Source organism: Limnohabitans sp., from assembly GCF_036804465.1.
Taxonomy (GTDB): domain Bacteria; phylum Pseudomonadota; class Gammaproteobacteria; order Burkholderiales; family Burkholderiaceae_C; genus Limnohabitans.
Map to the genome: position 1 here is coordinate 48,096 of NZ_DAIRSK010000012.1, position 25,176 is coordinate 73,271.

At 56.6% G+C, this 25,176-nt stretch carries 23 protein-coding genes and 1 riboswitch; of the genes, 11 read left to right on the top strand and 12 right to left on the bottom strand.

The annotated features are described in order from the left end of the window. The first annotated feature begins 23 nt into the window (after nt 1-23). Both orn and V7Q41_RS08120 read left to right on the top strand, forming a co-directional pair. Nucleotides 24-614: an oligoribonuclease gene (gene orn, locus V7Q41_RS08115; protein ID WP_333845262.1), complete on the top strand. Its 591-nt coding sequence runs from the start codon at nt 24-26 to the stop codon at nt 612-614. Between the two features lie 216 nt (nt 615-830). Continuing rightward, nucleotides 831-2,816, top strand: coding sequence for a DEAD/DEAH box helicase (locus V7Q41_RS08120; RefSeq protein ID WP_333845264.1), 1,986 nt, complete (start codon nt 831-833; stop codon nt 2,814-2,816). Nucleotides 2,817-2,916: 100 nt separating this feature from the next. On the opposite strand, the gene V7Q41_RS08125 is transcribed toward V7Q41_RS08120, so the two are convergent. The 3 genes from V7Q41_RS08125 to V7Q41_RS08135 are packed head-to-tail and all read right to left on the bottom strand — an operon-like array spanning nt 2,917 to nt 4,354. Then, a complete protein-coding gene (locus tag V7Q41_RS08125; RefSeq protein ID WP_333845266.1) occupies nt 2,917-3,516 on the bottom strand; it encodes a 2-hydroxychromene-2-carboxylate isomerase in 600 nt (199 codons plus the stop codon). 24 nt (nt 3,517-3,540) lie between these two features. Further along, the gene (locus tag V7Q41_RS08130) at nt 3,541-3,756 is read right to left on the bottom strand and encodes a SlyX family protein (RefSeq protein ID WP_333845268.1); all 216 of its coding nucleotides are present in this window, start codon (nt 3,754-3,756) and stop codon (nt 3,541-3,543) included. 10 nt (nt 3,757-3,766) lie between these two features. Continuing rightward, a complete protein-coding gene (locus V7Q41_RS08135; RefSeq protein ID WP_333845270.1) occupies nt 3,767-4,354 on the bottom strand; it encodes a hypothetical protein in 588 nt (195 codons plus the stop codon). 101 nt (nt 4,355-4,455) lie between these two features. Between V7Q41_RS08135 and V7Q41_RS08140 the strand changes: the two genes are divergently transcribed. Beyond that, the gene (locus V7Q41_RS08140) at nt 4,456-4,626 is read left to right on the top strand and encodes a hypothetical protein (RefSeq protein ID WP_333845272.1); all 171 of its coding nucleotides are present in this window, start codon (nt 4,456-4,458) and stop codon (nt 4,624-4,626) included. 74 nt (nt 4,627-4,700) lie between these two features. On the opposite strand, the gene minE is transcribed toward V7Q41_RS08140, so the two are convergent. Genes minE through minC form a run of 3 tightly spaced genes read right to left on the bottom strand, consistent with a single transcriptional unit; the run spans nt 4,701 to nt 6,559 of the window. Beyond that, nucleotides 4,701-4,952, bottom strand: a complete 252-nt coding sequence (minE, locus tag V7Q41_RS08145; RefSeq protein ID WP_333845275.1) for a cell division topological specificity factor MinE — start codon at nt 4,950-4,952, stop codon at nt 4,701-4,703. Between the two features lie 3 nt (nt 4,953-4,955). Continuing rightward, complete coding sequence (minD, locus tag V7Q41_RS08150) at nt 4,956-5,771, bottom strand: septum site-determining protein MinD (RefSeq protein WP_333845277.1); 816 nt, start codon at nt 5,769-5,771, stop codon at nt 4,956-4,958. A 41-nt stretch (nt 5,772-5,812) separates the two neighbouring features. Continuing rightward, complete coding sequence (gene minC, locus V7Q41_RS08155) at nt 5,813-6,559, bottom strand: septum site-determining protein MinC (RefSeq protein ID WP_333845279.1); 747 nt, start codon at nt 6,557-6,559, stop codon at nt 5,813-5,815. Between the two features lie 134 nt (nt 6,560-6,693). On the opposite strand from minC, the gene V7Q41_RS08160 reads away from it, so the two are divergent. After that, nucleotides 6,694-8,799 (top strand): TonB-dependent receptor plug domain-containing protein, encoded by a 2,106-nt coding sequence (locus V7Q41_RS08160; RefSeq protein ID WP_333845282.1) that lies wholly within the window; start codon nt 6,694-6,696, stop codon nt 8,797-8,799. Further along, nucleotides 8,796-9,653, top strand: coding sequence for an alpha/beta hydrolase (locus V7Q41_RS08165; protein ID WP_333845285.1), 858 nt, complete (start codon nt 8,796-8,798; stop codon nt 9,651-9,653). Before V7Q41_RS08160 ends, V7Q41_RS08165 begins: the two co-directional genes overlap by 4 nt. Before the next feature lie 15 nt (nt 9,654-9,668). Here V7Q41_RS08165 and V7Q41_RS08170 read toward each other — a convergent pair whose 3' ends face one another. Continuing rightward, the gene (locus V7Q41_RS08170) at nt 9,669-10,646 is read right to left on the bottom strand and encodes a GMP reductase (RefSeq protein ID WP_333845288.1); all 978 of its coding nucleotides are present in this window, start codon (nt 10,644-10,646) and stop codon (nt 9,669-9,671) included. Nucleotides 10,647-10,785: 139 nt separating this feature from the next. On the opposite strand from V7Q41_RS08170, the gene V7Q41_RS08175 reads away from it, so the two are divergent. Then, nucleotides 10,786-13,161, top strand: a complete 2,376-nt coding sequence (locus V7Q41_RS08175; RefSeq protein WP_333845290.1) for a UvrD-helicase domain-containing protein — start codon at nt 10,786-10,788, stop codon at nt 13,159-13,161. Here V7Q41_RS08175 and V7Q41_RS08180 read toward each other — a convergent pair whose 3' ends face one another. Together V7Q41_RS08180 and V7Q41_RS08185 are read right to left on the bottom strand one after the other, a co-directional pair. Further along, nucleotides 13,162-13,938 (bottom strand): BPSS1780 family membrane protein, encoded by a 777-nt coding sequence (locus V7Q41_RS08180; RefSeq protein ID WP_333845292.1) that lies wholly within the window; start codon nt 13,936-13,938, stop codon nt 13,162-13,164. 3 nt (nt 13,939-13,941) lie between these two features. Further along, nucleotides 13,942-14,919 carry a homoserine kinase gene (locus V7Q41_RS08185; RefSeq protein ID WP_333845294.1) on the bottom strand — a complete coding sequence of 326 codons (978 nt, stop codon included), beginning with the start codon at nt 14,917-14,919 and terminating at the stop codon, nt 13,942-13,944. Between the two features lie 320 nt (nt 14,920-15,239). Here V7Q41_RS08185 and polA point away from each other — a divergent pair, with 320 nt between their 5' ends. Then, a complete protein-coding gene (polA, locus tag V7Q41_RS08190) occupies nt 15,240-18,020 on the top strand; it encodes a DNA polymerase I (RefSeq protein WP_333845298.1) in 2,781 nt (926 codons plus the stop codon). A 115-nt stretch (nt 18,021-18,135) separates the two neighbouring features. Here the strand turns inward: polA and V7Q41_RS08195 are convergent, their stop codons facing one another. Then, on the bottom strand, nt 18,136-19,413 hold the full coding sequence (locus tag V7Q41_RS08195; protein WP_333845300.1) for a D-amino acid dehydrogenase: 1,278 nt from the start codon (nt 19,411-19,413) through the stop codon (nt 18,136-18,138). Between the two features lie 171 nt (nt 19,414-19,584). Beyond that, nucleotides 19,585-19,684, bottom strand: a riboswitch (glycine riboswitch). Between the two features lie 240 nt (nt 19,685-19,924). On the opposite strand from V7Q41_RS08195, the gene V7Q41_RS08200 reads away from it, so the two are divergent. From V7Q41_RS08200 to V7Q41_RS08215, 4 genes are read left to right on the top strand one after another with little or no spacing between them, the layout of a single operon-like run. Continuing rightward, nucleotides 19,925-20,641, top strand: coding sequence for a 3-oxoacid CoA-transferase subunit A (locus tag V7Q41_RS08200; protein WP_333845302.1), 717 nt, complete (start codon nt 19,925-19,927; stop codon nt 20,639-20,641). Nucleotides 20,642-20,652: 11 nt separating this feature from the next. Further along, nucleotides 20,653-21,297 carry a 3-oxoacid CoA-transferase subunit B gene (locus V7Q41_RS08205; RefSeq protein WP_333845305.1) on the top strand — a complete coding sequence of 215 codons (645 nt, stop codon included), beginning with the start codon at nt 20,653-20,655 and terminating at the stop codon, nt 21,295-21,297. A gap of 53 nt (nt 21,298-21,350) precedes the next feature. Further along, entirely contained in the window at nt 21,351-22,553 is a 1,203-nt protein-coding gene (pcaF, locus tag V7Q41_RS08210; protein WP_333845307.1) for a 3-oxoadipyl-CoA thiolase, read from the top strand. Nucleotides 22,554-22,606: 53 nt separating this feature from the next. Then, nucleotides 22,607-23,392 carry a ZIP family metal transporter gene (locus tag V7Q41_RS08215; RefSeq protein WP_333845309.1) on the top strand — a complete coding sequence of 262 codons (786 nt, stop codon included), beginning with the start codon at nt 22,607-22,609 and terminating at the stop codon, nt 23,390-23,392. A gap of 2 nt (nt 23,393-23,394) precedes the next feature. Here the strand turns inward: V7Q41_RS08215 and V7Q41_RS08220 are convergent, their stop codons facing one another. Beyond that, the gene (locus V7Q41_RS08220) at nt 23,395-24,267 is read right to left on the bottom strand and encodes a sulfurtransferase (protein ID WP_333845311.1); all 873 of its coding nucleotides are present in this window, start codon (nt 24,265-24,267) and stop codon (nt 23,395-23,397) included. A gap of 12 nt (nt 24,268-24,279) precedes the next feature. Continuing rightward, nucleotides 24,280-25,176, bottom strand: a complete 897-nt coding sequence (locus V7Q41_RS08225; RefSeq protein ID WP_333845313.1) for a DMT family transporter — start codon at nt 25,174-25,176, stop codon at nt 24,280-24,282.

Below are 25,176 nucleotides of genomic sequence, written 5' to 3' on the forward strand. Positions count from 1 at the left end.
GATGATGGGCGACAATCTGGCCCATGTCTGAAGTTGCTCCCACTCCTGTTACCCCTGTTCCCCCCCAACTTGCCAAGTCAGACCTGAACTTGGTGTGGTTGGATTGCGAAATGTCTGGCCTTGATCCCGAGCGCGAGCGTTTGCTGGAAATCGCCGTCATTGTGACCAGCCCCGATTTGTCAGTGCGCATCGAAGGCCCTGTGTTTGTGATTCACCAAAGCGACGAGTTGCTCAGCAAGATGGACGCATGGAACAAAGGCACGCACGGCAAGAGCGGTTTGATTGACAAAGTCAAAGCGTCCACGGTGACCGAAGAGCAAGCGCAAGCGCAACTCATTGCCTTCATGAAACCTTATGTGTCCAAGGGTGTTTCTCCCATGTGTGGCAACACCATTGGCCAAGACCGTCGGTTCTTGAACAAGTACATGCCCAAACTCGAGGCCTGGTTTCACTACCGCAACGTGGATGTGAGCACCTTGAAAGAGCTGTCCCGCCGCTGGAAGCCTGAGGTGTTGAATGCCTTCAAAAAGGCCCAGAAACACACGGCGTTGGCCGATGTGCACGAGTCGATTGACGAGATGATTCACTACCGTGAACACTTCTTGAAACTTTAATTAGGTAATTACCCGAATTCATGTCATAATCGCCTACTTCGCTACAAAGCCGTAGCGAATTTGTACATCTCCCTTCATTCACCGGGCTCGCCAAAAGAGCCCCAAGCACTGAACAAACCCCTAGCGGGTCAGAGCAGGTTCCGTTTGATGGTTGATGTTTTTTAACCTAGAACGGAGCAGTCGCACAACTTGCGGCGCTCACGTGCGAGAAAAATCATGACTGACACATTCAATGTGACAGGCGAATTTGCGCCTGCCGAAACTATTTCTATGGCTGCTCCACATGCAGTGTCCACTGAGGGCATTCAAGCGCCTGAAGCTACGCCAGCCGATGCGCCTGAAGCCGTCCAAGCCGACGTGCCTAACGGCTTTGTCGAACTGGGCTTGGCCCCTGAACTGGTGCAAGCTGTGGCTGATCTTGGCTACACACAACCCACCACGGTTCAACTCAAAACCATTCCTTTGGCTTTGCCATCTGCCAATGCAGATGCCAAGGCAGGGTTCATCGACTTGATGGTGTCGAGCCAAACAGGTAGCGGCAAAACAGCGGCATTTTTGTTGCCTGTGTTGCACACCTTGCTCCAGCAACAAGCCCAAGCCGATGCCGCTGACAAAGCAGCGTGGGACAAGCTGGTGGCTGACGCTGCTGCCAATGGCGAAGAGCCCCCTAAGCGTGCCAAGCGCAAAGACCCTACCAACACACGTAACTTCAAAGCCCCCACACCTGGCGCCTTGATTGTTTGCCCCACCCGCGAATTGGCACAGCAGGTGGCGCACGACGCCATCGACTTGGTCAAGCATTGCCGTGGTTTGCGCGTGGCCAACGTGGTGGGCGGCATGCCTTACCAGTTGCAAATTGCCAAGCTGCAAAACGCTGATTTGGTGGTGGCCACTCCTGGCCGTTTGCTTGACCTGCAACGCTCGATGCAAATCAAGTTGGACAAGGTTCAATTCTTGGTGGTGGACGAAGCCGACCGCATGTTGGACCTCGGTTTCTCGGACGACTTGGCTGAAATCAACCAACTCACCATTGATCGCAAGCAAACCATGATGTTCAGCGCCACCTTTGCGCCGCGCATTCAGCAGTTGGCCACCCGCGTCATGCGTCAACCCCAACGCGTGCAAATTGATTCGCCCCAAGAAAAGCACAGCAACATTCGCCAAATCCTGCATTGGGCGGACAACGCACAACACAAGCGCCGTTTGTTGGACCACCTTTTGCGTGACACCACCATCAACCAAGCCATCATCTTTGCCAGCACGCAAATTGAATGCGACGGCTTGGCCAATGACTTGCAACAAGAAGGCTTTTCCGCAGTCGCTTTGCACGGCGCCTTAAGCCAAGGCTTGCGTAACCGCCGCTTGATGGCGTTGCGCCAAGGTCAAGTGCAGTTCTTGGTGGCAACCGACGTGGCCGCGCGCGGCATTGATGTGCCCACCGTGACGCACGTGTTCAATTTTGGTTTGCCGATGAAGTCTGAAGACTACACCCACCGCATTGGCCGTACCGGTCGTGCGGGTCGCGACGGCTTGGCAGTGACGCTTGCAGAGTTTCGCGACAAGCGCAAGATTTATGACATCGAAGCCTACACGCGTCAGCAGTTCACAGCTGAAGTGATCCCAGGCATGGAGCCCACCCAACGCGTTGAACAACGTGGCGGTGCTGGCCGTGACTACGACCGCAAAGGCGGCGGTAAGTTTGGTGGCGGTGGTAACCGCGGGGGCTTTGGAGGCGGCAACAAATTTGGTGGCGGTGGTGGTCGCTTTGAAGGCAATGGCCAAGGCCGCTTCGAGCCACGTTCGGAAGGCCGCTCTGAAGGCCGTTCTGAGGGCCGTTTCGAAGGCCGCCAAGACAACCACCGTTCTGACGCCCCTCGTGGCAACAGCTTTGAGCCACGTCAAGGCGCTCCTCGCGGCAACTTCGGTGAGAGCCGTGGTTTCGGCGCAGACAGCCGTGGCGCCCCTCGTGGTAACTTTGGCGAAGGCCAAGGCGCCCCTCGCGGCAACTTTGGTGCCCCACGTAGCTTTGAAGACCGTGCACCGCGAAGCTTTGATGACCGTGCCCCAGCACGCGGCCCACGTGCTCCGTTTGAAGCAGGTCGCACACCGTTTGACAAGCCAGCTCGCCCAGCGGCAGGCAAGTCTTTTGGTGGCGGCTTTGATGCCAAGAAGCGCGCACCTAAGCCACGCACACCGCGTTAATTGATGGATACCCGCTTCCTGGCGGGCTAAAAGTATTCAGCCACCGCGTTGCACCATGTGTGCAACGTCGGTGGCTGAGTTGTTTTGCGTCGGTGCTTTTTTACGACTTGAGTGCGGCGGCCACAAAGTCCAAACGGTCTTGGCCCCAAAACATCTCGCCATCTATCACAAAGCTTGGCGCGCCAAACACTTGTGCGTCTTTGGCGTTTTGGGTGTAGCTGTCGTAGCGGGTCTGTACTTCAGCGCTGCTAGACAACGCCAGGCATGCGCCATCGAGTTGGTGTTTGCTCAACAGCTTGGCCAAAGTGGCGGCATCGGCAATGTCGCTTTCTTCGTGCCACACGGCAGATAAAACATCGCCGGTGATGGCCAAAGCCGCTGGCGTGCCGTGGTGCATGTCCACCGCAATGATCAGCTTGGCCGCAGGGTCGCCCGCAACCGGGAAGAACTTGGGATGCAGGTTCAGTGGCATGTTCAGCGCCTTGCTGAAACGTGTCAATTCGACCAATCGATATGCTTGGCGCTGCGGCGCACGTTTGCCCAAGGGCAGGCCGCCCGAGATGGGGAACACCTTGCCCAAGTCCATCGGCTTCACGCGCACGGTGGCGCCCGTGTCTTTGGCAATTTGCACAAACCTTTGATGGCCCAAATAGGTCCAAGGGCTTTGCGGGGCCAGGTAGTAATCGACTGTTTTTGGCATGGGTGTCTCCTGATGAAATGTTTTTTAGTAATGCGGCGGCAACTCGTCTTGCGCACGGGTGAAGCCACCCGATCCGCCGTCAGGCGTTTGCTGGCGCAGCTGGCTCACCTCACGGATCAGCGCGTCGATCTGTTGCTGCTGCTGAAAAATGGTTTGGTTGAGTTGCTCCACCCAATCTTCGGTGAAGCTGGCCTTGACCTCTAAGTCCATCAAGCGCTTGTCAATGTCGGTGTGTGGCATGGGGAAATTTTTATTTGAGTTTGGTCAGCTCAGTGCGCAGATTTTCAAGCTCGTCCTTGTAGCTTTGCGCATTGCCAAAGTCTACAAAGCCGGTGTAGTAGGGGTGCGCTGCCATGATTTTGCGGGCGTGTTTGATGGGGCACCAATACTGCTCGGTGCGCGCCACCACCTCGCGCCCATAGGCCATCACGCCGTTGCCATACGAGCAGTAGGCGCAGTTGATTTTTTCAATCAAATTCAGGTAGGCCAAATGCGTGCGGTCGTACACAAAGTAGCTGCCGCGCTTGACGCGGGCCAGGCCATACGCGCGAAAACAAATGTGCTGATACACGGTGATGCACAGGTCAAGCAGCAGGATGGGAAACAACAGGGCGTAAATCACGGGCGCTGTCAGCACGCTGAGCCAGTTGGCAGTCAACAGGTAAGCCATCACCCCTGTTTTGAAGCGACGCTGTTGCTCCAACACCTCACGCTCAAAGCGCACACGGGTTTCATCGAAGTCGGCTTTGAGCTCTGCGCGTTTGAGCTGCATCTCCAGCTCGATCTCTGACTCGATGTGCTGGATGCGTGCGAGCAGTTCGCTGATGATGGGGTTCATAAATGCCTTGTGTTGTGTCGATTATGAGCGGTTACATGCGAAAATACGCCAAACATGTGGCCTAATTGCGGGCTGTAACTTTTTTTAACTGGAAGAATTTCATGGGAAACAAAATCGTCACCGAAGCCGACCGTCAACGCGCACCAAAACCTGTTCCCCTGCCAGGCACCATGCTGCGCACCGGTGGTCGTGGCCAACGTGTGAGTCTTGAGCGCGGTGTTGCGACACGTAGCAAAAAGAACCCTGGCAAGCGTTCCAACAAAGGCGGTTAATTCGCCCCATGCTGGTGCAAGCCAAATAAAAAGCGACCCTCGGGTCGCTTTTTATTGTTGTGTGCAAATGTCACTCAGTCGGGCAGTTCGATTTTGACTTCGAGTACTTCAAGGTTGTCGTGACGCTCTAGATTGACTTTGATGTCATCTGGGTTGATCTTGACGTATTTCGACAGCACGGCCACCAAGTCGCGTTGCAAAGCAGGCAAGTAATCGGGCTGCGGATTGCGGCCCGAGCGCTCATGGGTGAGTATGAATTGCAAACGTTCTTTGGCAACGTTGGCGGTTTTTTTCTTTTCACCGAGCAGGAGTGAGAGCAAGGACATGGCTTACTTTCCGCCAAACATGCGTTTAAACAAACCAGGTTTGACGTAATCCGTGAAGCGCATCGGCACGTCTTCGCCCAAGAAACGGCTGATCACGTCTTTGTAGGCCTCAGACACATCGGTATTTTCTAAATGAACCGCAGGCAAGCCTTGGTTGGAAGCGGTCAACACAGTTTCTGATTCGGGAATGACGCCAATCAAGGGAATGCGCAAGATGTCTTGAATGTCTTCCAGCGACAGCATGTGGCCGTCCTCAACGCGGCTGGGGTTGTAGCGCGTGATGAGTAAGTGCTCTTTGATGGGCGTGTCGCCGTCAATCGCACGTTTGGTTTTGCTGCTGAGCATGCCCAAAATGCGATCAGAGTCGCGCACGGAGGAGACCTCGGGATTGGTGACCACCAAAGCTTCGTCAGCAAAGTGCATGGCCATCATTGCGCCAACTTCGATGCCGGCGGGTGAGTCGCACACGATGTAGTCAAACTTCATTTCTTTGAGGTCGTTCAACACGCGCTCCACGCCGTCTTGTGATAGCGCGTCTTTGTCCCGGGTTTGAGAGGCAGCCAGCACAAACAAGTTGTCGCACTGCTTGTCTTTGATCAAGGCTTGGTTGAGGGTGGCTTCACCGTTGATGACGTTGATGAAGTCATACACCACGCGTCGCTCGCAACCCATGATGAGGTCGAGGTTACGCAGGCCGACGTCAAAGTCGATGACCACCGTTTTGAAGCCGCGCAACGCGAGGCCTGAGGAAAAACTGGCGCTGGTTGTGGTCTTGCCCACGCCGCCCTTGCCAGAAGTCACCACCACGATTTTTGTCATGAATAAAGCCCAAGTTGTTTCTGTTATTTGATTGTTGAATTTTACAGTGCTTGCATGACCAACTTATCGCCTTGCAGGCGGATTTGCGCAGCTTTGCCAGCCACATCAACAGGCAACTGGGCATCGCCACTGGTTCGGTAGGTGCCTGCAATAGAGAGCAACTCAGCTTCTAGGCATGAGGTGAAGATGCGCGCTTGTTCGTCGCCGCGCGCACCTGCTATGGCTTTGCCGCGGAGGGGCGCATAAACATGGATGTGGCCATCGGCCATGATCTCGGCCCCGGGGTTGACCATGGCCAGCACAATCAGGTCGCGGCCTTTGGCATACACATGCTGGCCAGAGCGCAGCGGCTTGTCGATCACCATGGCGGTGCCGCTGCCCGTTGGCAGCTCGCGCACCACCTCAACTTCGCGTATCACCTCTTGCACCACGGGTTGCAAGCTGGGTGCCGTGGGGGTTTGAATGCTCAGATCGCTGGCCTCAAACAAGCCCGCCTTGCGAGCGTTAGCTAATTGGTCGTCATTTGCGCCACGCACGGCTACAGGCAGCATGTGGTGTGTGCGCAGCATCAGGCAGACCGAGGGCAGGTCGAGTCGGCTGTGGGGGTCTTCTAGGAGGCTCAGGTCGATCACCACGGGGTCATTGTCAAAGAAACCAGGGGTTGGGCCCAAGCGGCGTGCGAGATCGGCTTGCAAAGCGGATGTGTCGGGGGTTTTGAGGAGAAAAGACACCAAGGGCAAGGAGGCACTTTTGATTTCGTAGGCGTGTGGTGCAGCAGCTTGGCTCATGAAACTTGTGTCAAATATAAAACCCGAACTTTACACGGCAAGGACATAGATACCTCGGTAAACTTTTGCCCATGCACTTTCAGCCCACCGCTCACTCATTGTTAGTACCTTTTGCTCTGAGCACCTTCGCGGCAATGGCGCAGCCAACCCCTGCACCTGCCACCGGCACCTCGGATATGGGCCGCATTGAGATCACAAGTGGGCGGGACAACGACACGCAACAACGCCGCGAATCGACCGCCAGCAAAATTGTCATTGGCCGTGAAGAGATTGAGCGCCAAGGTGACGCTAACCTTGGCGAGATTTTGAAACGCATGCCGGGCATCACCTTGGGTGGTGCGCCTGGCAGGGGCGGCGGCATTCGCATGCGTGGTTTGAGCCAAGGCTACACACAAATCTTGCTGGATGGTCAACGCGTGCCACCCGGGTTTTCAGTTGAGTCGCTCACGCCTGAGATGGTGGAGCGTGTGGAAATTTACCGCGCCCCCACGGCCGAGACGGGTGCCCAAGCCATTGCAGGCACCATCAACATCATCACGCGCGAGGGCCGCAAGGGCATGCCGACCGAGCTCAAAATGGGCTCGTCGTTTCAAGGCGGCTACGTGTCGCCCACCGCATCGGTCGTCAAGCACCACGATGCTGAACGATGGACGGGCAACTACACCTTGTCCGTGAATCGGTTTGCCGCGCCTGACCACAGTGAAAATGATTTAACCCGCACTGATGCCTTGGGCACCACCTTGCGTCAACGTGTGAGCGACAGCCATTACGGTCGCCAAGGTATGAACGTCACAGCGCGCTTACAGCTCAAGGGTGATCCGGGCGAAACTTTCACCCTGACCCCCTTTGTGTTGTTGTCTCAGGGTACAACGCCAAGTTCGATGCGTGCCACCGAGTCCCTCAACGGTGTAAATCTGGATGGAAGCCCCGCGACCGCGACCGGCGAAAATAAAAATCACTTTGAACTGGCCCGCTTGAACGGCCAGTGGCGACGCAAGCTGTCTATGGACAGCAACATGGAATGGAAATTCAATGTAGGCGGCTGGAATAGCCACAATGAATTTCAACAAAACTCGACGAACATCTTGCTCATTCCAAGGGTGCAGGAAAATTCACAGGTCCAAGATCGATCAGCCAGCCTCAGTGGCAAATACACCAATGTGATGGGCGGAGGTCACCAGTGGGTCAGTGGGGCGGAGCTTGAGACGGTTCGCCGATCGCAAAGTGTGGTGGGTCTTTACCAAAAAATCTCTGGAAGTGCGGATTTCAGAGCAAGCACGATGCGCTATGCCGTGTATTCTCAAGATGAATGGCAGCTCACGCCGAATTGGTCTACGCATGTGGGCGCGCGTTCCGAGGGCTTGACCACAGAAGGCAGCACCAGTGCTGGCGACGTGACCAACCGCAACAGCGTGTTCACACCCTTGCTGCATGCCATGTGGCGCCCCGACCCCAATAGCCGCGACCAAGTGCGCATGAGCCTCACACGCAGCTTTAAAACGCCCAGCATGCCCATCTTGTTGGCCAGACGCGCTTACACGCGTGATGACAACAGCGCCACCAACCCAGATGTATCAGGCAACCCCAACCTCAAGCCTGAAATTGCGACTGGCTTGGATGTGGCTGTCGAGCGCTATTTGCCGCAGGGTGGCGTACTCAGTGCCAGTGTGTTTCACCGCCGCGTGCAAAACCTGATTCGCAGTGTGACCACATTGGAGCCTGGGGTGACTGGTCGCTGGTTGTCTAGACCACAAAACATCAGCGAAGCCGTCACCGAAGGCGTTGAGCTAGAGGCCAAGTTCCGCTTGGACCAGTGGATCGCCGAGGCCCCGCACATCGATCTGCGCAACAACCTGAGCTTTTACCGCTCCCGTGTGCTCAGTGTGATGGGGCCAGACAACCGCCTTGACCAGCAACCCACCATGACAGCCAACTTGGGCGCGGATTACCGATTGAAATCCGCACCTCTCACCATCGGTGGCAACGTCAACTACAACCCCGGTTACAGCACGCGTTTGAGTGCCGAACAACTGACCACCGTGTCGCAAAAACAGGTGATGGATGTGTATGGTTTGTGGCGTTTAGACAGCAGCACCGCTTGGCGCCTGACCTTGAGCAATCTAGATCCGCGCACTTACACCACGGGCAGCATCTACAGCGGCAATGGCGTGGCAGAAAACAGCCGCATCCAAAACCGCAGTTGGACCAATGTGCAAATTCTTTTAGAGAAAAAACTATGACGCAACGCGACGGTGCTTGGTATGACCGCATGTACAACAACCGCGCTTTGGTGCCCGAGCATGCAGCGCACTTTGCACATTGGCGTGATGCCTCTGCCCACGTGCGTGCCACGCATCGTTGCTTTCAAGACGTCGCCTATGGTCGAGGTTTGAACGAAACATTGGATATTTTTCCCAGTCTCTCAGCCGCTGACAAGGCGCCCGTGGTGGTGTTCATCCATGGCGGTTATTGGCGCTCACTCGACAAGGCAGACCATTCGTTCATTGCACCCACCTTCACCGCGCACGGCGCGCATGTGGTGATGCCCAACTATGCGCTGTGCCCCGCAGTGACGGTATCTGACATCACCTTGCAAATGGTCAAGTGTGTGGCCTGGGTGTGGCGCAACATCCATCGCTTTGGTGGTGATCCCAGTCGCATCACTCTGGTGGGGCATTCAGCTGGCGGTCACTTGGTGACCATGATGCTGGCCTGTGATTGGCAAGCCTATGCGGCTGATTTACCTGCCCATTTGGTCACCAAGGCTTTGTCGATTTCTGGTTTGTATGAGCTGGCATCGGTCCAAGCCGCCCCATTTCTCACAGACAGTTTGCGCTTGACCGATGAGGTGGTGCTGCGCAACAGCCCTGCTTGGATGCCAGCGCCCAAGCGGCGCACGCTCTACAGTGTGGCCGGGGGGATAGAGAGTGAAGAATTTGTGCGCCACACCTTTTTGATTCAACACGCTTGGGGCAATGTGTGCGTGCCAGTGGCCGAGACTTTGGAGGGCTTGCAGCACTTCAGCATCGTGGAAGCCATGACGCAACCCGGCCACCGCTTGCATGCGCTGGCGCTTGAGTTGCTGAACAAGTAAGCCGCAGCGCGAGGCTTACATCAACAGATGTTCGCCCGCGTTGTCGCCACCCAGCGTGACGTAGTTCACTTTGCGAATGTCCATGAGCTTCACGCCGCCCGCGTAGCTGATGGAGCTCTGAACGTCTTGCTCCATCTCAATCAGCGTGTTGGCCAGCTTGCCTTTGACGGGCTCTAGGATGCGCTTGCCTTCCACGTGCTTGTATTCGCCTTTGTTGAAGTCAGAGGCTGAGCCGTAATACTCTTTGAACAACTCGCCGTCCACTTCCACGGTCTTGCCTGGCGATTCTTCGTGGCCTGCAAACAGCGAACCAATCATCACCATGCTGGCGCCAAAGCGAACACTCTTGGCAATGTCGCCGTGGCTGCGAATGCCGCCGTCCGCAATGATGGGCTTGGTCGCCACGCGGGCGCACCATTTCACCGCTGACAACTGCCAGCCGCCGGTGCCAAAGCCTGTTTTGAGTTTGGTGATACACACCTTGCCTGGGCCCACGCCCACTTTGGTGGCATCAGCGCCCCAGTTTTCGAGGTCAATCACAGCTTCGGGCGTGGCTACATTGCCCGCGATGACAAAGCTCTTGGGCAACTTGGCCTTGATGTAGCCAATCATGTCGCGCACGCTGTCGGCGTGGCCGTGAGCAATGTCGATGGTGATGTATTCAGGTGTGATGCCTGCTGCAGCCAGTGAGTCCACCGTGGCGCGGTCTGGGCCTTTGACGCCCAAAGAAATAGAGGCGTACACACCCTTGGCATGCATGTCTTTGACGAATTGCACATTGTCCAAGTCAAAGCGGTGCATCACGTAGAAGTAATTGTTTTGCGCCATCCACAGGCAGATGTGTTCATCCACCACGGTCTTCATGTTGGCAGGAACGACGGGCAAGCGGAACTTGCGGCCACCGAGCTCTACACCTGCATCGCATTCAGAGCGGCTTTCCACGCGGCACTTGCGTGGCAGCAACAAGATGTTGTCGTAATCAAAAATTTCCATTTTCCCAAGCTCCAGAAAGTAACGTTCGAAGATTGAGCGCTTGGCTTGGCCGGTTTTTCAAGGCGCAAAAGCGAGCATAAAAAAACCGAGCGCAAGAATCTTGGGCCCGGTGGCTGATTCTAAACCCTAAAATTGCGCCATGCATTTTTCACCTGACAGATCCCCCTTGCTCCAAGGCCTCAACAACGAACAAGCGGCGGCGGTCACCTTGCCTCAGGCGCATGCCCTCATCTTGGCGGGCGCGGGTTCGGGCAAGACAAGGGTGCTGACCACGCGCATTGCGTGGCTCATGCAAACCGGGCAGGTGTCGCCAGGCGGCTTGCTGGCGGTGACGTTTACCAACAAAGCGGCCAAAGAAATGCTTACGCGTTTGTCGGCCATGCTGCCGGTGAGTGTGCGCGGCATGTGGGTAGGCACTTTTCACGGGCTGTGCAACCGCTTTTTGCGCGCGCACTGGAAATTGGCCAACTTGCCCCAGTCCTTTCAAATCTTGGATACCCAAGACCAGCTGAGTGCCATCAAGCGATTGAGCAAGCAGTTTCAGGTGGATGACGAGCGCTACCCGCCCAAGCAAACCATGCGCTTCATCGCCAGTTGCAAAGAAGACGGCCTGCGCCCCAAAGACGTGGTGGTGCGCGACCCCGATGACCGCAAACGTGTGGAGCTGTACGAGCTGTACGAAGCCCAATGCCAACGCGAAGGCGTGGTGGACTTTGGCGAGCTCATGCTGCGTTCGTACGAGCTGCTGCGCGACAACGATGCCTTGCGCGACCACTACCGCCGTCGCTTTCAACACATCTTGGTCGACGAGTTTCAAGACACCAACAAGCTGCAGTACGCCTGGCTCAAACAACTCGCAGGCCCAGTGGACCAAGGCGGCGGAGCCATCTTGGCAGTGGGTGACGATGACCAAAGCATCTACGCCTTTCGCGGCGCACGCGTGGGCAATATGGCCGACTTTGTGCGCGAGTACAACGTGACCCACCAAATCAAGCTCGAGCAAAACTACCGCAGCTTCAGCAATATTTTGGACAGCGCCAACCACTTGATCAGCCACAACAAAGGCCGCTTGGGTAAAAACCTGCACACCACCCAAGGCGCCGGCGAGCCCGTGCGCGTGTACGAGTCGCCCACCGACTTTGCCGAAGCGCAATGGATGGTGGAAGAGATAAAGCAACTCTTGCGCGATGGCAAAGACGGCGACGGCAAAAACGGTGTGCAGCACCGCAGCGAAATTGCTGTGCTCTACCGCAGCAACGCACAAAGCCGTGTGATTGAAACCGCGTTGTTCAACGCTGCTATGCCGTATCGCGTGTACGGTGGCTTGCGCTTTTTTGAGCGTGCTGAAATCAAACACGCGCTGGCCTATTTGCGCTTGCTAGAAAACCCACGCGACGACACCAGCTTCATGCGCGTGGTCAATTTCCCGCCGCGTGGCATTGGTGCGCGCAGCATCGAGCAGCTGCAAGACGCCTCACGCGCGATGGGCTGCGCCATGAGCGATGCCACCACGGCGGTGGCGGGCAAAGCAGGCGCCAACCTCAGCGCTTTTGTGGCCAAGATTGATGTGCTGCGCGAGCAAACGCAGGGCCAAAACCTGCGCCAAATCATTGAACTCTTGCTGGACCACTCCGGCTTGATCGCCCATTACCAAAGCGAGCGCGAAGGCCAGGACCGGATTGAGAATTTGCAAGAATTGGTCAACGCCGCCGAAAGCTTCGTGACGCAAGAAGGTTTTGGTCGTGATGCCATTGCTTTGCCTGTGGACGAACACGGCCAGCCTGTGGCGACTGATGTCAATGCGGCACCTCAAACCATGATCAACGCTGACACAGGCGAAACCTTGTCGCCCCTGGCGGCCTTCCTCACACATGCGGCGTTGGAGTCGGGCGATAACCAAGCCCAAGCGGGCCAAGACGCGATTCAGCTCATGACCGTGCATGCCTCCAAAGGCTTGGAGTTTGACTGTGTGTTCATCACAGGTATGGAAGAGGGCTTGTTTCCCCACGAAAACTCGATGAACGATTTTGACGGCCTCGAAGAAGAGCGTCGCCTCATGTATGTGGCCATCACGCGTGCGCGTCAGCGTTTGTATTTGAGCCATTCACAAACCCGCATGCTGCATGGCCAAACGCGCTACAACTTGAAAAGCCGTTTTTTCGAAGAACTGCCCGAGCACGCCATGAAGTGGATCACGCCTGCGCGTTCAGCCTTTGCCGATGCCATGCCCGCGCGTCGTGATGCTTGGCAAAACCCTGCGTGGTCTAACCATGCGTGGGGTGGCGGTGCCGCTACAGCGGCAGCACCCTCGCCAGTGCCTCAGCGGGCTGCACCCATGGCCAGTGGCCCCAATGCGTGGGTGCGCAGCGGTGTGCAGGTGTTTCACGCCAAGTTTGGCGAGGGCGCAGTGGTCAGCATCGAAGGCGTGGGCGACGACGCCCGTGCGCAAGTGAACTTCTCGCGCCACGGCACCAAGTGGCTGGCGCTCAGTGTGGCCAAGCTCACGCAGGTGTGATCAAGCGTAAATCACGTCTGAGGTGAAGCAGTCTTTGAAGCTGTAGTAAGTCGAGCAAAAAAACATGGATGCCAGCATCAGCATGGCGGGCAGCAAGGCCATGGCGGCAAAGTCGCCATCACCCACCAAGCCACCGATCAGCGTGATGACCAAGGTGGTACCTAAGAAAATAGCTGTCCACATCAATCCAAACACCAAGAACGCGCGCCAGTTGCTCAAGCAAGCCACGGTGCTGAAGAACAAACTTTTGCTCCAGGGCACGCCATGCCAGTGGGTCAGCGCAGGGGCGTGCCAAAACACCAAAGACAAGGGCAAATACAGCATCAGCGACAGCCACATGGCGTTTTGAAAATCGGAGTCCATGATGGTCTCCACATCCAGTGAACCACCGACCAAATACAACTTGGCGAACTCACCACCATCGACCAGCGTGGACAAACCCATCACGCCAACAAAGCACAGAGCATAGATGGCACCCAACACCACCATGTTGCGCTTGCCTTCGGCGCCGGTCCTGAATCCTGCGGCCAAGATGAATGGCATGGGGAATTTACCGAGTTCCACCTCGCGTGTGGCAGCCATCAAACCGAGTGAGGCTGCAGGCAGCAACATCAACGCCAAGAAACCACCCACCATGGGCACGATGGAGAGGATGGACATGCTGGCCATGAACATGAAGAACAAGCCTGTGAGTGCGAGTGGTTGCTTCCAAAAAGCACGGATGCCTTGACGCACCCAGAGCGAGCCAGTTTTTGCGGGAACGACGTTGAGTTTCATAGATCAGAGTGTGACAGGGTGCGCCACACGTTGGCGCAACAGGCGTTCAAAGTGTGTGGGGTCGTGGGGTTGAAGCATGCGCGCTTCACGCGGCAAGTGAAAGTCCCACAGGCGCGAGGTCCAAAAGCGCAAGGCGCCTGCACGCAACATGGGGTTGAGCAGTTGGCGTTCAGCGGGGGTGAAAGGGCGAACGGCTTGGTATGCAGCGATAAACGCTTGTGCCTTGGCTCCGTCGTGTGTGCCATCGGCGTGGATGTCCTCAGCGTGGTGGGTGCACCAGTCGTTCAAACACACGGCCACGTCAAACAGCCAGGTGTCCACGCCTGCAAAGTAAAAGTCGAAGAAACCAGTTAGCTCGAGGGCATCCGCGCTGCCATCAAACATCACGTTGTCGCGGAACAAGTCGGCATGCACGGGGCCACGGGGCAGGGCGGTGTAGGCTGATGAAGCTGCCGTGTGATTTTGGTGAGCCAGCTCGGTTTGAATCAGCGCAGCTTGCGATTCGCTCAAAAATGGCAGCACCACGGGGACGGTTTCATTCCACCAAGCAAGCCCGCGCAGATTGGGCTGCTGGCGGCTGAAGTCGCGTCCAGCGAGGTGCATGCGCGCCAGCATGTCGCCAACAGCGGCGCAGTGGGCAGCGGTGGGGGCGAGTTCACTTTTGCCGCGCAAACGGTTGACCACTGCAGCGGGTTTGCCTTGCACGGTCAGCAAGATGTCGCCGTCTTGGTTAGACACAGGGTCTGGTACAGGGATGCCGCCTTGTGCCAAGTGTTTCATCAAGTACAGATAAAACGGCAGCTGTGCGTGTGTGAGGCGCTCAAACAGCGTGAGTACGAATGAACCTTCGCTGCTGGTGAGGAAGTAATTGGTGTTCTCAATGCCGCCTTGGATGCCTTGGAGTTCGACCAGTTCACCAAGTTTGAGTTGGGTCAGCAGTTCTTGCGCGGAGGACTCGGAAACTTCGGTGAAAACTGCCATGACTGCCAAGGGGTTACAAGTTGATGCTCATTGTAGTTGGGGCTCAGGTGAGAGTTTGATTTTTGGTGCTGGGCTCGCTTGGGGGGTCAGGGATGAGCGGGTTCCTCATGCTGGGGTACCAGAAATCGTCACCCGCTCATCCCTCACCCCCCAAGACTGCGGCCTGCATTGTGGGTGCACGCGTGCTACAACCTATGCCGCAGACTGGGCGTGGCGGGTGGGCGTCGCCATGATTTCTGGCACAGCATGAAGCAGCGACGCCCACCCGCCGCGCACAGCGAGCTCAGCAATAAAAAACACACAAGGCACAATCACAACCTATGAGTGAATCCAAAACATTGCTGCTGGTCGACGGCTCCAGCTACCTCTACCGCGCCTTCCATGCCATGCCCGACCTGCGCGCTGTGCCAGGAGACCCAAACAGCGCCGCCACAGGCGCCATTCGCGGCATGATCAACATGATGCAGGCCCTGCGCAAAGAGGTACCCACCCAGTTAGCCGCTTGTGTGTTTGACGCCAAAGGCCCCACCTTCCGCGACGAGATGTACCCCGCGTACAAAGCCAACCGCTCGCCCATGCCTGACGACTTGCGCTTGCAAATCGAGCCCATCCACGCCATGGTGCGGATGTTGGGTTGGACCGTGCTGGATGTGCCGGGCGTCGAGGCGGATGACGTGATTGCCACCTTGGCCGTGACCGCTGCCAAGCAAGGCGTGACGGTGGTGGTGTCGAGCGGTGACAAAGACTTGAGCCAATTGGTGAACGAACACATCACCATCATGGACACCATGAACGGCAAAAAGCGCGACGTGGCGGGCGTGACCGCCGAGTTTGGCGTACCGCCTTCGTTGATGATCGATTACCAAACCTTGGTCGGCGACACGGTCGACAACGTACCCGGTGTGGCCAAGGTCGGCCCCAAGACCGCCGCCAAATGGCTGATGGAATATGGCTCGCTTGACAACTTGCTGCAACATGCCGCAGACATCAAAGGCGTGGCAGGCGAGAACTTGCGTCAAGCCGTTGAGTGGCTGCCCACAGGCCGCCAGCTGGTGACCATGAAAACCGATTGTGATTTGTCGGCCTATGTGCCTAGCTTGCCCGCCCTGGATGCGTTGCAATTGGCAGAACCCGACAAGCCTGCACTCAAAACCTTTTATGACACCTATGGCTTCAAAGGTTTGGCTCGCGCCATCAGCGAAGGGAGTGATGCCAGTGGCGCCTCCGAAGCCAAGCCTAAGTTTGAACCCAACCCCAGCCTGTTTGACGAACCCGAACCCACGCTGTCCGCCGTGACCGACAAGGCATATGACTGCGTGCTGGACTGGGCCATGTTCGACACCTGGCTGGCCAAGCTGCAAACCGCCGAGCTGGTGGCGTTTGACACCGAAACCACCTCACTCGACGCCATGCGCGCCGAGATTGTGGGCCTGAGCTTTTCGGTCAAGCCCGGCGAGGCGTGCTACATCCCGCTGGCACACAGCTATGGCGATGCGCCCACGCAGCTGCCCATGAATGAAGTGCTGAACAAGCTCAAACCTTGGTTTGAAAACCCAGCCATCAAGAAGCTGGGCCAACACATCAAATACGACCGTCACGTCATGGCCAACCACGGCATTGAGGTGAAGGGCTATGCGCACGACACCATGCTGCAAAGCTATGTGCTGGAAGTGCACAAGCCCCACGGCTTGGCCAGCTTGGCCGAGCGCCATGTGGGCCGCAAAGGGTTGAACTACGAAGACCTGTGCGGCAAAGGCGCGCACCAAATTCCGTTCGCGCAAGTGGACGTGGCGCGTGCCACCGAGTATTCGTGCGAAGACTCGGACATGACGCTGGACGTGCACCACGTGCTGTGGCCACGTTTGCAAGCCGACGACAAGCTGCGCTTCATCTACCAACTGGAAATTGACAGCAGCGAAGCGCTGTATCGCATCGAGCGCAATGGCGTGTTGATCGACGCGCCCACACTCGCTGCACAAAGCCACGCGCTGGGCCAGCGCATCGTGCAGCTAGAAACCGAAGCGTACGAGATTGCAGGCCAGCCTTTTAACTTGGCCAGCCCTAAGCAACTGGGCGAAATCTTCTTTGACAAACTGGGCTTGCCCGTCATCAAAAAAACTGCCACCGGCGCACGCAGCACCGACGAAGAAGTACTAGAAAAATTGGCCGAAGACTACCCTTTGCCTGCCAAAATTTTGGAGCATCGCAGTCTCAGCAAACTCAAAGGCACTTACACCGACAAGTTGGCACAAATGGCTGTGCCCCGCACAGGCCGCGTGCACACGCACTACGCGCAAGCCGTGGCCGTGACAGGCCGCTTGTCTAGCAATGAGCCTAACTTGCAGAACATCCCTATTCGCACGGCTGAGGGGCGCAAAGTGCGCGAAGCCTTTGTGGCCCCTGCGGGCTGCGTGATCGCCAGTGCTGACTACAGCCAGATCGAGCTGCGCATCATGGCGCACATCAGTGGAGACGAGGCCTTGGTCAAAGCCTTTCATGATGGCTTAGATGTGCACCGCGCCACCGCAGCCGAAGTGTTTGGCGTCGGTGTGGATGCCGTCAGCACTGAGCAGCGCCGCTATGCCAAGGTGATTAACTTTGGCCTCATCTACGGCATGAGCGCGTTTGGTTTGGCCAAAGCGCTGGGCATCGACAACGGTGCGGCCAAAAACTACATCACCCGCTATTTCGAGCGCTTCGCGGGCGTCAAGCGCTACATGGACGACACGCGCGAACAAGCCAAAGCACAAGGCTATGTACAAACCGTGTTTGGCCGCCGCTTGTACTTGCCCGAGATCAACAGCCCCAACGGCCCACGCCGCGCAGGCGCAGAGCGCGCCGCGATCAACGCACCCATGCAAGGCACAGCCGCCGACCTCATCAAGATGAGCATGGTGGCCGTGCAACAAGCCATTGATCAGCAACACCGCCAAACCAAAGTCATCATGCAAGTGCACGACGAACTGGTGTTTGAGGTACCCGAGTCAGAAGTGGATTGGGTCCGCACCCAAGTGCCACGCCTGATGGCTGACGTGGCGCAACTCAAAGTGCCGCTGCTGGCCGAGGTGGGGGTGGGGTTGAATTGGGATGAGGCGCATTGATCGACGATTAGCTACCCTGCATTTGCATCCCTCTTTCTAGTGCCTTTTTTCACAATCGTCTAGCTCACGAAAGAAGAATTAAAGCTAGCGCTTGGATTACTGCTAGAGCGCATATTTAGATGTTGCCAGCGGTGGCTGCTTGCAAGTTCATCGCATGGGCCGACCTTTTGGCTGACGCTGCTTTGACGATGGTGTCTGACACCAACTCAGCCGTCACAGCCGAAAGCGTCCAACCCAAGTGCCCATGGCCGGTGTTGTAGAACACATTGGCGGCTTTGCCTTGACCTACGCGAGGCATCATGTTGGGCATCATGGGTCGCAAGCCCGCCCATGGCACCACTGAGCGGGTGTTAATGCGGGGGAAGCACTGCTCTACCCACTCCACCAAGGGACGAATGCGGTCGGCACGAATGTCGCGGTTCACGCCATTGAATTCGGCAGTGCCAGCCACGCGGAAGCGGTTCAGGCCTAAGCGGCTGGTGACCAATTTGGTTTCGTCATCCAGCAAGCTCACGGTGGGGGCGCCCATTTGGCTTTCTTCATCGTTCAAATTGACCGTGATGGAGTAGCCTTTGACGGGGTAAATGTTCACGCGGTCACCCAGTTGTGCGGCAAAGTTGCGGCTGGCCACGCCTGCGCACACGACCACGCTGTCAAAGGTATGAACAGCGGGGGAGGTTTTCTCTTGCGCCACGGTGATGACAGCCTGTTGACCGTTGCTTTGAACCGACGTCACATCTTGACCATACAGCGTGTGCACACCCAGTCGTGCTGCCGCAGCGGCGAGTCCGATGGTGAATTTGTGAATGTCGCCCGTCGAGTCGCTCTCGGTGAAGTAGCCCCCGTAGTAGGTGCCTGCCAAGGTCGGTTCTATCACTTTCATTTCAGCTGGGGTCACGGCATGGCGAGCAAGACCGCCCTTGGCCAGCAGGACAGACACCTTGCCCGCGTGGTCGAACCCCTTTTTGTCGCGGTAGATGTGCAGGATGCCTTCCTTCTTCAGGTCGAAGTCAATGCCTTCTTCTTGCGCCCACGCAAACAAGTGTTGACGGGCAGCCACCGCCAAGCGTGCGGTCTCGACGGTGTTGCGTTCGTAGTGGGGCATGGCGGCGATGAACTCGGCAAACCAAGACAGTTTGTGCCAGGTGGGTGCTGGGTTGACCAACAGCGGTGCGTCGCTCTTGAGCATCCACTTCAAGCCTTTGAGCATGGTGGACCAATGCGTCCACACTTCGGCGTTGGACGCCGAGAGCTGACCGCCGTTGGCGAACGAGGTTTCCATGGCGGCATAACGATGACGTTCGAACAAGGTGACGGCAAAGCCGCGTTTGGCCAAGGCGTAGGCGGTGGTCACGCCCGTGATGCCGCCGCCAATGACTGCGATGGTTTTCATGGTGAAGGAGCTTTCAAAAACGTCAGGGGTGTAGCTAAGGCATGCAAACACGCATACACAAAGCGCCCCCTCTGTTTGTGGACCTGAGAGATTCACGATGGTGTTTGGCAGCCATCGCTTGCTCCTTCGGTGCACTGACGGACGAATTCGTCAGTAGCTCTTCAGAGTTGGATCAAGTCACCGGTCCTTTTGCCTGAGAGTTTCCGGGGCGGTTGCTCCTTCGGCGCTGCCCAGCACGCGTGGCGTTGGCAGTCTCTCCCGATGACATGTCGACACAAGGTCGAATAAAAATCAACGTTCAGTATGCCAGAAATCTTTCTACCTTAGAAATTTTTGAGCCAGCTTTTCATGTGAGCCCATTGGAGTAACCTGAGCAAATTCTGCGCGCTGTGGGTGGGTTCCTGCAAAGCATTGAAATCACACAGATATCCAACGAAAATTCAAACCAGACCTGAGTCTGTTTCTCATCCTTTGTCGGTCGATTTGAATCCAAGAAATTTCATTAAAAAACATGATCAATAAACTATGTCAAACCATTGCCGACGCGTTATCTGGCATCAAAGACGGATCGACGGTTTTGATTGGCGGTTTCGGTACTGCCGGCATTCCAAATGAACTCATCGAAGGATTGATTGAGCAGGGTGCGCGCGAACTCACCGTTGTCAACAACAACGCTGGCAACGGAGACACAGGTCTGGCCGCTTTGTTAAAGGCAGGGCGAGTAAGAAAAATTGTGTGTAGTTTTCCGCGCCAAGCAGATTCATTTGTCTTTGATGATCTATTTCGACGCGGAAAGATTGAGCTAGAGCTGGTACCCCAAGGAAATTTGGCTGAACGACTTCGTGCGGCTGGCGCAGGTGTTGGTGCGTTTTATACGCCAACTGGATTTGGCACAGAGCTGGCATTGAAAGCAGATGGAACGCCAAAAGAAACACGTCACATCCATGGCAAAGACTATGTGCTCGAATATCCCATTCACGGTGATGTGGCCTTGATCAAAGCTGAAACTGGCGATCGGTGGGGCAATTTGACTTTTCGCAAGGCTGCGCGAAATTTTGGGCCTGTGATGGCAACCGCAGCCACTTGCACGATTGCGACTGTTCACGAGGTGGTGGAACTGGGCCAGATGGATCCTGAATCCATCGTGACCCCTGGCATATTTGTCTCTCGCATCGTCAAGATTGACCGCGTGGCGACACAAGCGGGCGGCTTTAAGCAAGCTGCCTAAGGAGAACTTGCATGACCAATTACATCAAACGAACAAAGCAAGAACTCGCTCAGCGCGTGGCGCAAGATATTTTTGATGGCGCATATGTCAATCTTGGGATTGGACAACCCACGCTGGTGGCCAATTACTTGCCTGAGGGCATGGAGGTCGTGCTTCACAGTGAAAACGGCATTCTTGGTATGGGACAAGCTCCGATGGCGGGCGAGGAAGATTACGACTTGATCAATGCAGGAAAGCAGCCAGTGACTTTGTTGGCTGGGGGGGCTTTTTTTCATCATGCAGATAGCTTTGCCATGATGCGTGGCGGTCACATCGATATCAGTGTTTTAGGCGCATTTCAAGTCTCAGCGACGGGTGATCTTGCCAATTGGAGTACGGGTGAAGCAGGGGCGATTCCTGCGGTGGGTGGCGCAATGGACTTGGCGGTTGGCGCGAAACAGACTTGGGTCATGATGGATTTGCTGACCAAAAATGGCGAAAGCAAACTTGTCAAAGCGTGCTCATATCCCTTGACTGGGTTGGGCTGCGTCAAGCGTATTTATTCTGATTTGGCGACTTTGGAATGCTCGCCTGCAGGTCTCAAGCTTGTTGATCGAGTTGAAGGCTTGAGCCACGATGAACTTGAGCGACTGATCGGATTGCCTATCCAAGCCTGATCAACATGGCACCTTGGGTTGATCCAAAACTATTTTTTATAAAGAAAATTTGTATGAATGAGGCCTATATTTGCGATGCAATTCGTACACCTTTTGGTCGCTACGGCGGTGCATTGAGTGCTATGCGAGCAGATGACCTGGGAGCCGTTCCGATCAAAGCGTTAATGGAACGTCACCCGCAAGTCGATTGGGCTGCTGTGACGGATGTCATTTACGGCTGCGCCAATCAAGCGGGTGAAGATAACCGCAATGTGGCGCGTATGAGCAGCTTGTTGGCTGGCTTGCCAATGGAAGTTGCAGGGGTCACGGTCAATCGTTTGTGTGGTTCGGGCTTAGACGCTGTAGGCACAGCCGCACGCGCCATCAAGTCGGGTGAAGCGGCCTTGATGATCGCGGGTGGCGTCGAGAGTATGAGCCGTGCCCCGTTTGTCATGCCGAAAGCGCAGACTGCTTTCAGTCGTCACAACGCGGTGTACGACACCACCATTGGCTGGCGCTTTGTCAACAAGCTGATGAAGGAGATGTACGGCGTCGACAGCATGCCCGAAACCGCAGAAAACGTGGCGCTGGACTACAACATCGAACGCCAGGCACAGGACCAAATGGCTTTGCGTAGCCAACGCAATGCCTTGGCAGCAATTCAAGCGGGCCATCTTGCGCGCGAAATTTGCCCTGTCACGGTTCCCCAGCAAAAAGGCGATGCATTGCGGGTCAGCCAAGATGAGCATCCACGCGACACCAGTCTTGAATCTTTGGCCAAACTCAAAGGGGTGGTTCGACCAGACGGCAGTGTGACCGCTGGCAACGCCAGTGGCGTGAACGACGGCGCCTGCGCTTTGCTGCTGGCCAATGAGGTGAGCTTGAATCAACATGGCCTGACACCCAAAGCCCGTGTGGTGGGCATGGCCACTGCAGGGGTTGCCCCGCGCGTGATGGGCATAGGCCCAGCGCCTGCCACGCAAAAGGTGTTGGCACACACAGGCTTGAGCTTGGACCAAATCGATGTGATTGAACTCAACGAAGCGTTTGCCGCCCAAGGCTTGGCCGTGCTGCGCATGCTGGGTTTGCAAGACGACGATGCACGTGTCAACGCTTGGGGCGGCGCCATTGCATTGGGACACCCATTGGGTGCATCGGGTGCGCGGTTGGTCACCACGGCCATCAACCGTTTGCAAGCCACGGGTGGGCGCTATGCCTTGTGCACCATGTGCATTGGCGTGGGGCAGGGCATTGCGCTGATTGTTGTGCGGGTTTGAATCAAACAGTCTTTGTACCCAGACGCGCCTCGTAGGCGCGGGATAATGAGCGCATGACCTTGATTTCAATTCTTGTCGGCACCTTGGTCGCTGGCATGGGCAGTGTGTGGCTGGCGGCCTTGTTGGCTTATGCGCTGCTGTCGCGCTTCACTCAACATTTGCTCAGCCTTGCAGCGGGCGCTTTGCTGGCCACGGCATTCATGCGCTTGTTGCCCGAGGCCTTTGAGCAAGCGCTAGAAACAGGGGTGTCGGCGCAGGCCTTGTTTGGGTCGCTGTTGGTGGGCTTGGTGTTTTTCTTTTTGCTCGACAAGGCGGAGCTTTGGCACCATGGGCACGAACATGGGCATGCACATGATCACGCAGACCACCACCATCATGGCCACAACCACCACAGTGGTGGTTGGGCGGTGTTATTGGGCGACAGTGTGCACGCCTTTGGTGATGGTATTTTGATTGCAGCAGCCTTTGTGGCTGATCCACGTTTGGGTGTGGCGACAGCGCTGGCCGTGATGGCCCACGAAGTGCCACACCACGTGGGTGATTTGGTGGTGTTGCGACAGTCACTCAACAATTCGCGCGCAGCTTTGTTTAGGCTCACCCTTGCGGGCGGTGTGACCGCCTTAGGTGGTGTGGTGGGCTACTTACTCGTTGGGGCGTTGCACGAGTACCTGCCCTTCTTTTTGGTGGTGGCTGCCAGCAGCTTTATTTATGTGGCGCTGGCCGACTTGATTCCGCAGCTACAAAAACGTTTGAGCCCACACGAAACAGCTGCACAAGTGGCGTGGCTATTTGCTGGTATCGCACTGGTTGCCGCATTGGGCGAGTGGGCACACCACTAGGTTCAAGATTTTTCGCAAGGGAGTTCAGGCGTATTGCACCACTCGCTCCAGCTGCCTGCATAAAGGCCTGTGCCGCCTAAACCCGCTATTTGCATGGCCAAAATATTGGGCACAGCGCTGACGCCGCTGCCGCAGTGGTGCACCACGGTTTGTGGATTGGCGTTGCCGAGCAAGTCGGCAAATTCAGCACGCAGCTCGTCCGCGCTTTTGAAGAAGCCTTGCGCGTTCAGGTTGGTGTTGAATGGGCGGTTGAGTGCGCCAGGAATGTGTCCAGCCACAGGGTCAAACGGCTCTACCTCACCTCGGTAGCGGGGAGCGCTGCGGGCGTCGATGAGGGTTTGTGTGTCTTTGTGCAGCTGCATAGACACCGTTGCGGTGTCTACCAATTGCAGCAAGGGTTCGCCCAGCACAAAGTTGCCTGGTTGATGCGTGGCTTTGTCAAGCGCGGTGCTATTGCCCGAGGCGAGGGCGCCATTCGCAGCCAGCCACGCCTGCAGGCCGCCATCGAGCACGGCCACGGCATCGTGACCGCACCACTTGAGCATCCACCACAGGCGGCCGCAGTGGTTCATGCCGTTGCGGTCGTACACCACCACTTGGGTGTCCTGGTTCAAACCCACGCTTTGCAGCCAAGCTGCAAACACTTCGCGCTTGGGAAGGGGGTGACGGCCAGCGTTCACACGTTTGTGGGCATCGTGTGTGGCCAGGTGTTGGTCGAGGTCCGCATGTTGTGCGCCCGCGATGTGTTGCTCAAGGTACTGCGCCTTGCCCTTGGACGGGTTCATCAAGTCAAAGGTGCAGTCAAACACTGCCAAGGGCGTGTTGTTGGTTTGCAAAGCTTGGAGTTGAGCAACGGAAATGAGCGTGGTGAACATAGCGGTTTCCTTTCAGTGTTCTTCTGCTGGCGCGTTGGGTGCTGCACGGGCGCGCAACAAGGTAGCGGTCATGCCGCTGACGACGATGAGTGCCATGCCTGCCCAACCGATGAGGGGAATGTCGTCACCAAACAGCAGCAAGCTGTAAAGCGCGGCAAACACAATGCCCGAGTATTGCAAGTTGGCCACCACCAAGGTGGCGCCTTGGCTATAGGCGCGCGTCATGCAAAGCTGACCGAGCGAGGCAAACAAGCCCACGGGCAACAACCACACGGCGTGCTGCCAGTGCCATTCAGAGACACCAGCAAAGCCCATGCCGATCAGCCCGGCCACAGCCGTGCCTAGGGCAAAATAAAAAACGGTGCGAGCCTCAGGCTCGCCCAAGCGGCCCAGCGCCATGACCTGCATGTAGGCAAAGGCTGCGACAAAGCCCGACATCAAACCGATGAGGCCGGCAAAAATTTGGTTTTGCTCAACCGTTGGGCGCAGCATCATCACCACCCCAACAAAGCCGGCAATCACGCTCAATGCCAGTGGCCCTTGTGACCAAGCGCTGCGACCGTCTTGGGGGTTCCAGTTGACCAGCGAGCCACCCACGATGAAGGCTGCAATCCACACGCTGCTCATGTAGTTGAGCGTCATCGCTGTGGCCAGTGGCAAATGGGCGATGGCATAAAACCAAGCGCTGAGCGAACTCACGCCAATCGCCGAGCGCCACAGGTGCATGCCGGGGTAGCGGGTGCGAAGCGACACTTTTTGTTGTTTGGCCAGCATGGCTAAAAAAACCAAACCGACCACCCCGCGGTAGAACACCAGCTCAGCCGAGTTGAAGTGCTCGGAACCCAACTTGACGCACACCCCCATGGTGGCAAAAAAGGCCGCGCCAAGGAGCATCCACAGGGATTGCAT

Coding starts and splice junctions, on each gene's coding strand:
- orn (WP_333845262.1), top strand. CDS start 24: ATGTCTGAAGTTGCTCCCACTCCTGTTACCCCTGTTCCCCCCCAACTT.
- V7Q41_RS08120 (WP_333845264.1), top strand. CDS start 831: ATGACTGACACATTCAATGTGACAGGCGAATTTGCGCCTGCCGAAACT.
- V7Q41_RS08125 (WP_333845266.1), bottom strand. CDS start 3,516: ATGCCAAAAACAGTCGATTACTACCTGGCCCCGCAAAGCCCTTGGACC.
- V7Q41_RS08130 (WP_333845268.1), bottom strand. CDS start 3,756: ATGCCACACACCGACATTGACAAGCGCTTGATGGACTTAGAGGTCAAG.
- V7Q41_RS08135 (WP_333845270.1), bottom strand. CDS start 4,354: ATGAACCCCATCATCAGCGAACTGCTCGCACGCATCCAGCACATCGAG.
- V7Q41_RS08140 (WP_333845272.1), top strand. CDS start 4,456: ATGGGAAACAAAATCGTCACCGAAGCCGACCGTCAACGCGCACCAAAA.
- minE (WP_333845275.1), bottom strand. CDS start 4,952: ATGTCCTTGCTCTCACTCCTGCTCGGTGAAAAGAAAAAAACCGCCAAC.
- minD (WP_333845277.1), bottom strand. CDS start 5,771: ATGACAAAAATCGTGGTGGTGACTTCTGGCAAGGGCGGCGTGGGCAAG.
- minC (WP_333845279.1), bottom strand. CDS start 6,559: ATGAGCCAAGCTGCTGCACCACACGCCTACGAAATCAAAAGTGCCTCC.
- V7Q41_RS08160 (WP_333845282.1), top strand. CDS start 6,694: ATGGCGCAGCCAACCCCTGCACCTGCCACCGGCACCTCGGATATGGGC.
- V7Q41_RS08165 (WP_333845285.1), top strand. CDS start 8,796: ATGACGCAACGCGACGGTGCTTGGTATGACCGCATGTACAACAACCGC.
- V7Q41_RS08170 (WP_333845288.1), bottom strand. CDS start 10,646: ATGGAAATTTTTGATTACGACAACATCTTGTTGCTGCCACGCAAGTGC.
- V7Q41_RS08175 (WP_333845290.1), top strand. CDS start 10,786: ATGCATTTTTCACCTGACAGATCCCCCTTGCTCCAAGGCCTCAACAAC.
- V7Q41_RS08180 (WP_333845292.1), bottom strand. CDS start 13,938: ATGAAACTCAACGTCGTTCCCGCAAAAACTGGCTCGCTCTGGGTGCGT.
- V7Q41_RS08185 (WP_333845294.1), bottom strand. CDS start 14,919: ATGGCAGTTTTCACCGAAGTTTCCGAGTCCTCCGCGCAAGAACTGCTG.
- polA (WP_333845298.1), top strand. CDS start 15,240: ATGAGTGAATCCAAAACATTGCTGCTGGTCGACGGCTCCAGCTACCTC.
- V7Q41_RS08195 (WP_333845300.1), bottom strand. CDS start 19,413: ATGAAAACCATCGCAGTCATTGGCGGCGGCATCACGGGCGTGACCACC.
- V7Q41_RS08200 (WP_333845302.1), top strand. CDS start 19,925: ATGATCAATAAACTATGTCAAACCATTGCCGACGCGTTATCTGGCATC.
- V7Q41_RS08205 (WP_333845305.1), top strand. CDS start 20,653: ATGACCAATTACATCAAACGAACAAAGCAAGAACTCGCTCAGCGCGTG.
- pcaF (WP_333845307.1), top strand. CDS start 21,351: ATGAATGAGGCCTATATTTGCGATGCAATTCGTACACCTTTTGGTCGC.
- V7Q41_RS08215 (WP_333845309.1), top strand. CDS start 22,607: ATGACCTTGATTTCAATTCTTGTCGGCACCTTGGTCGCTGGCATGGGC.
- V7Q41_RS08220 (WP_333845311.1), bottom strand. CDS start 24,267: ATGTTCACCACGCTCATTTCCGTTGCTCAACTCCAAGCTTTGCAAACC.
- V7Q41_RS08225 (WP_333845313.1), bottom strand. CDS start 25,176: ATGCAATCCCTGTGGATGCTCCTTGGCGCGGCCTTTTTTGCCACCATG.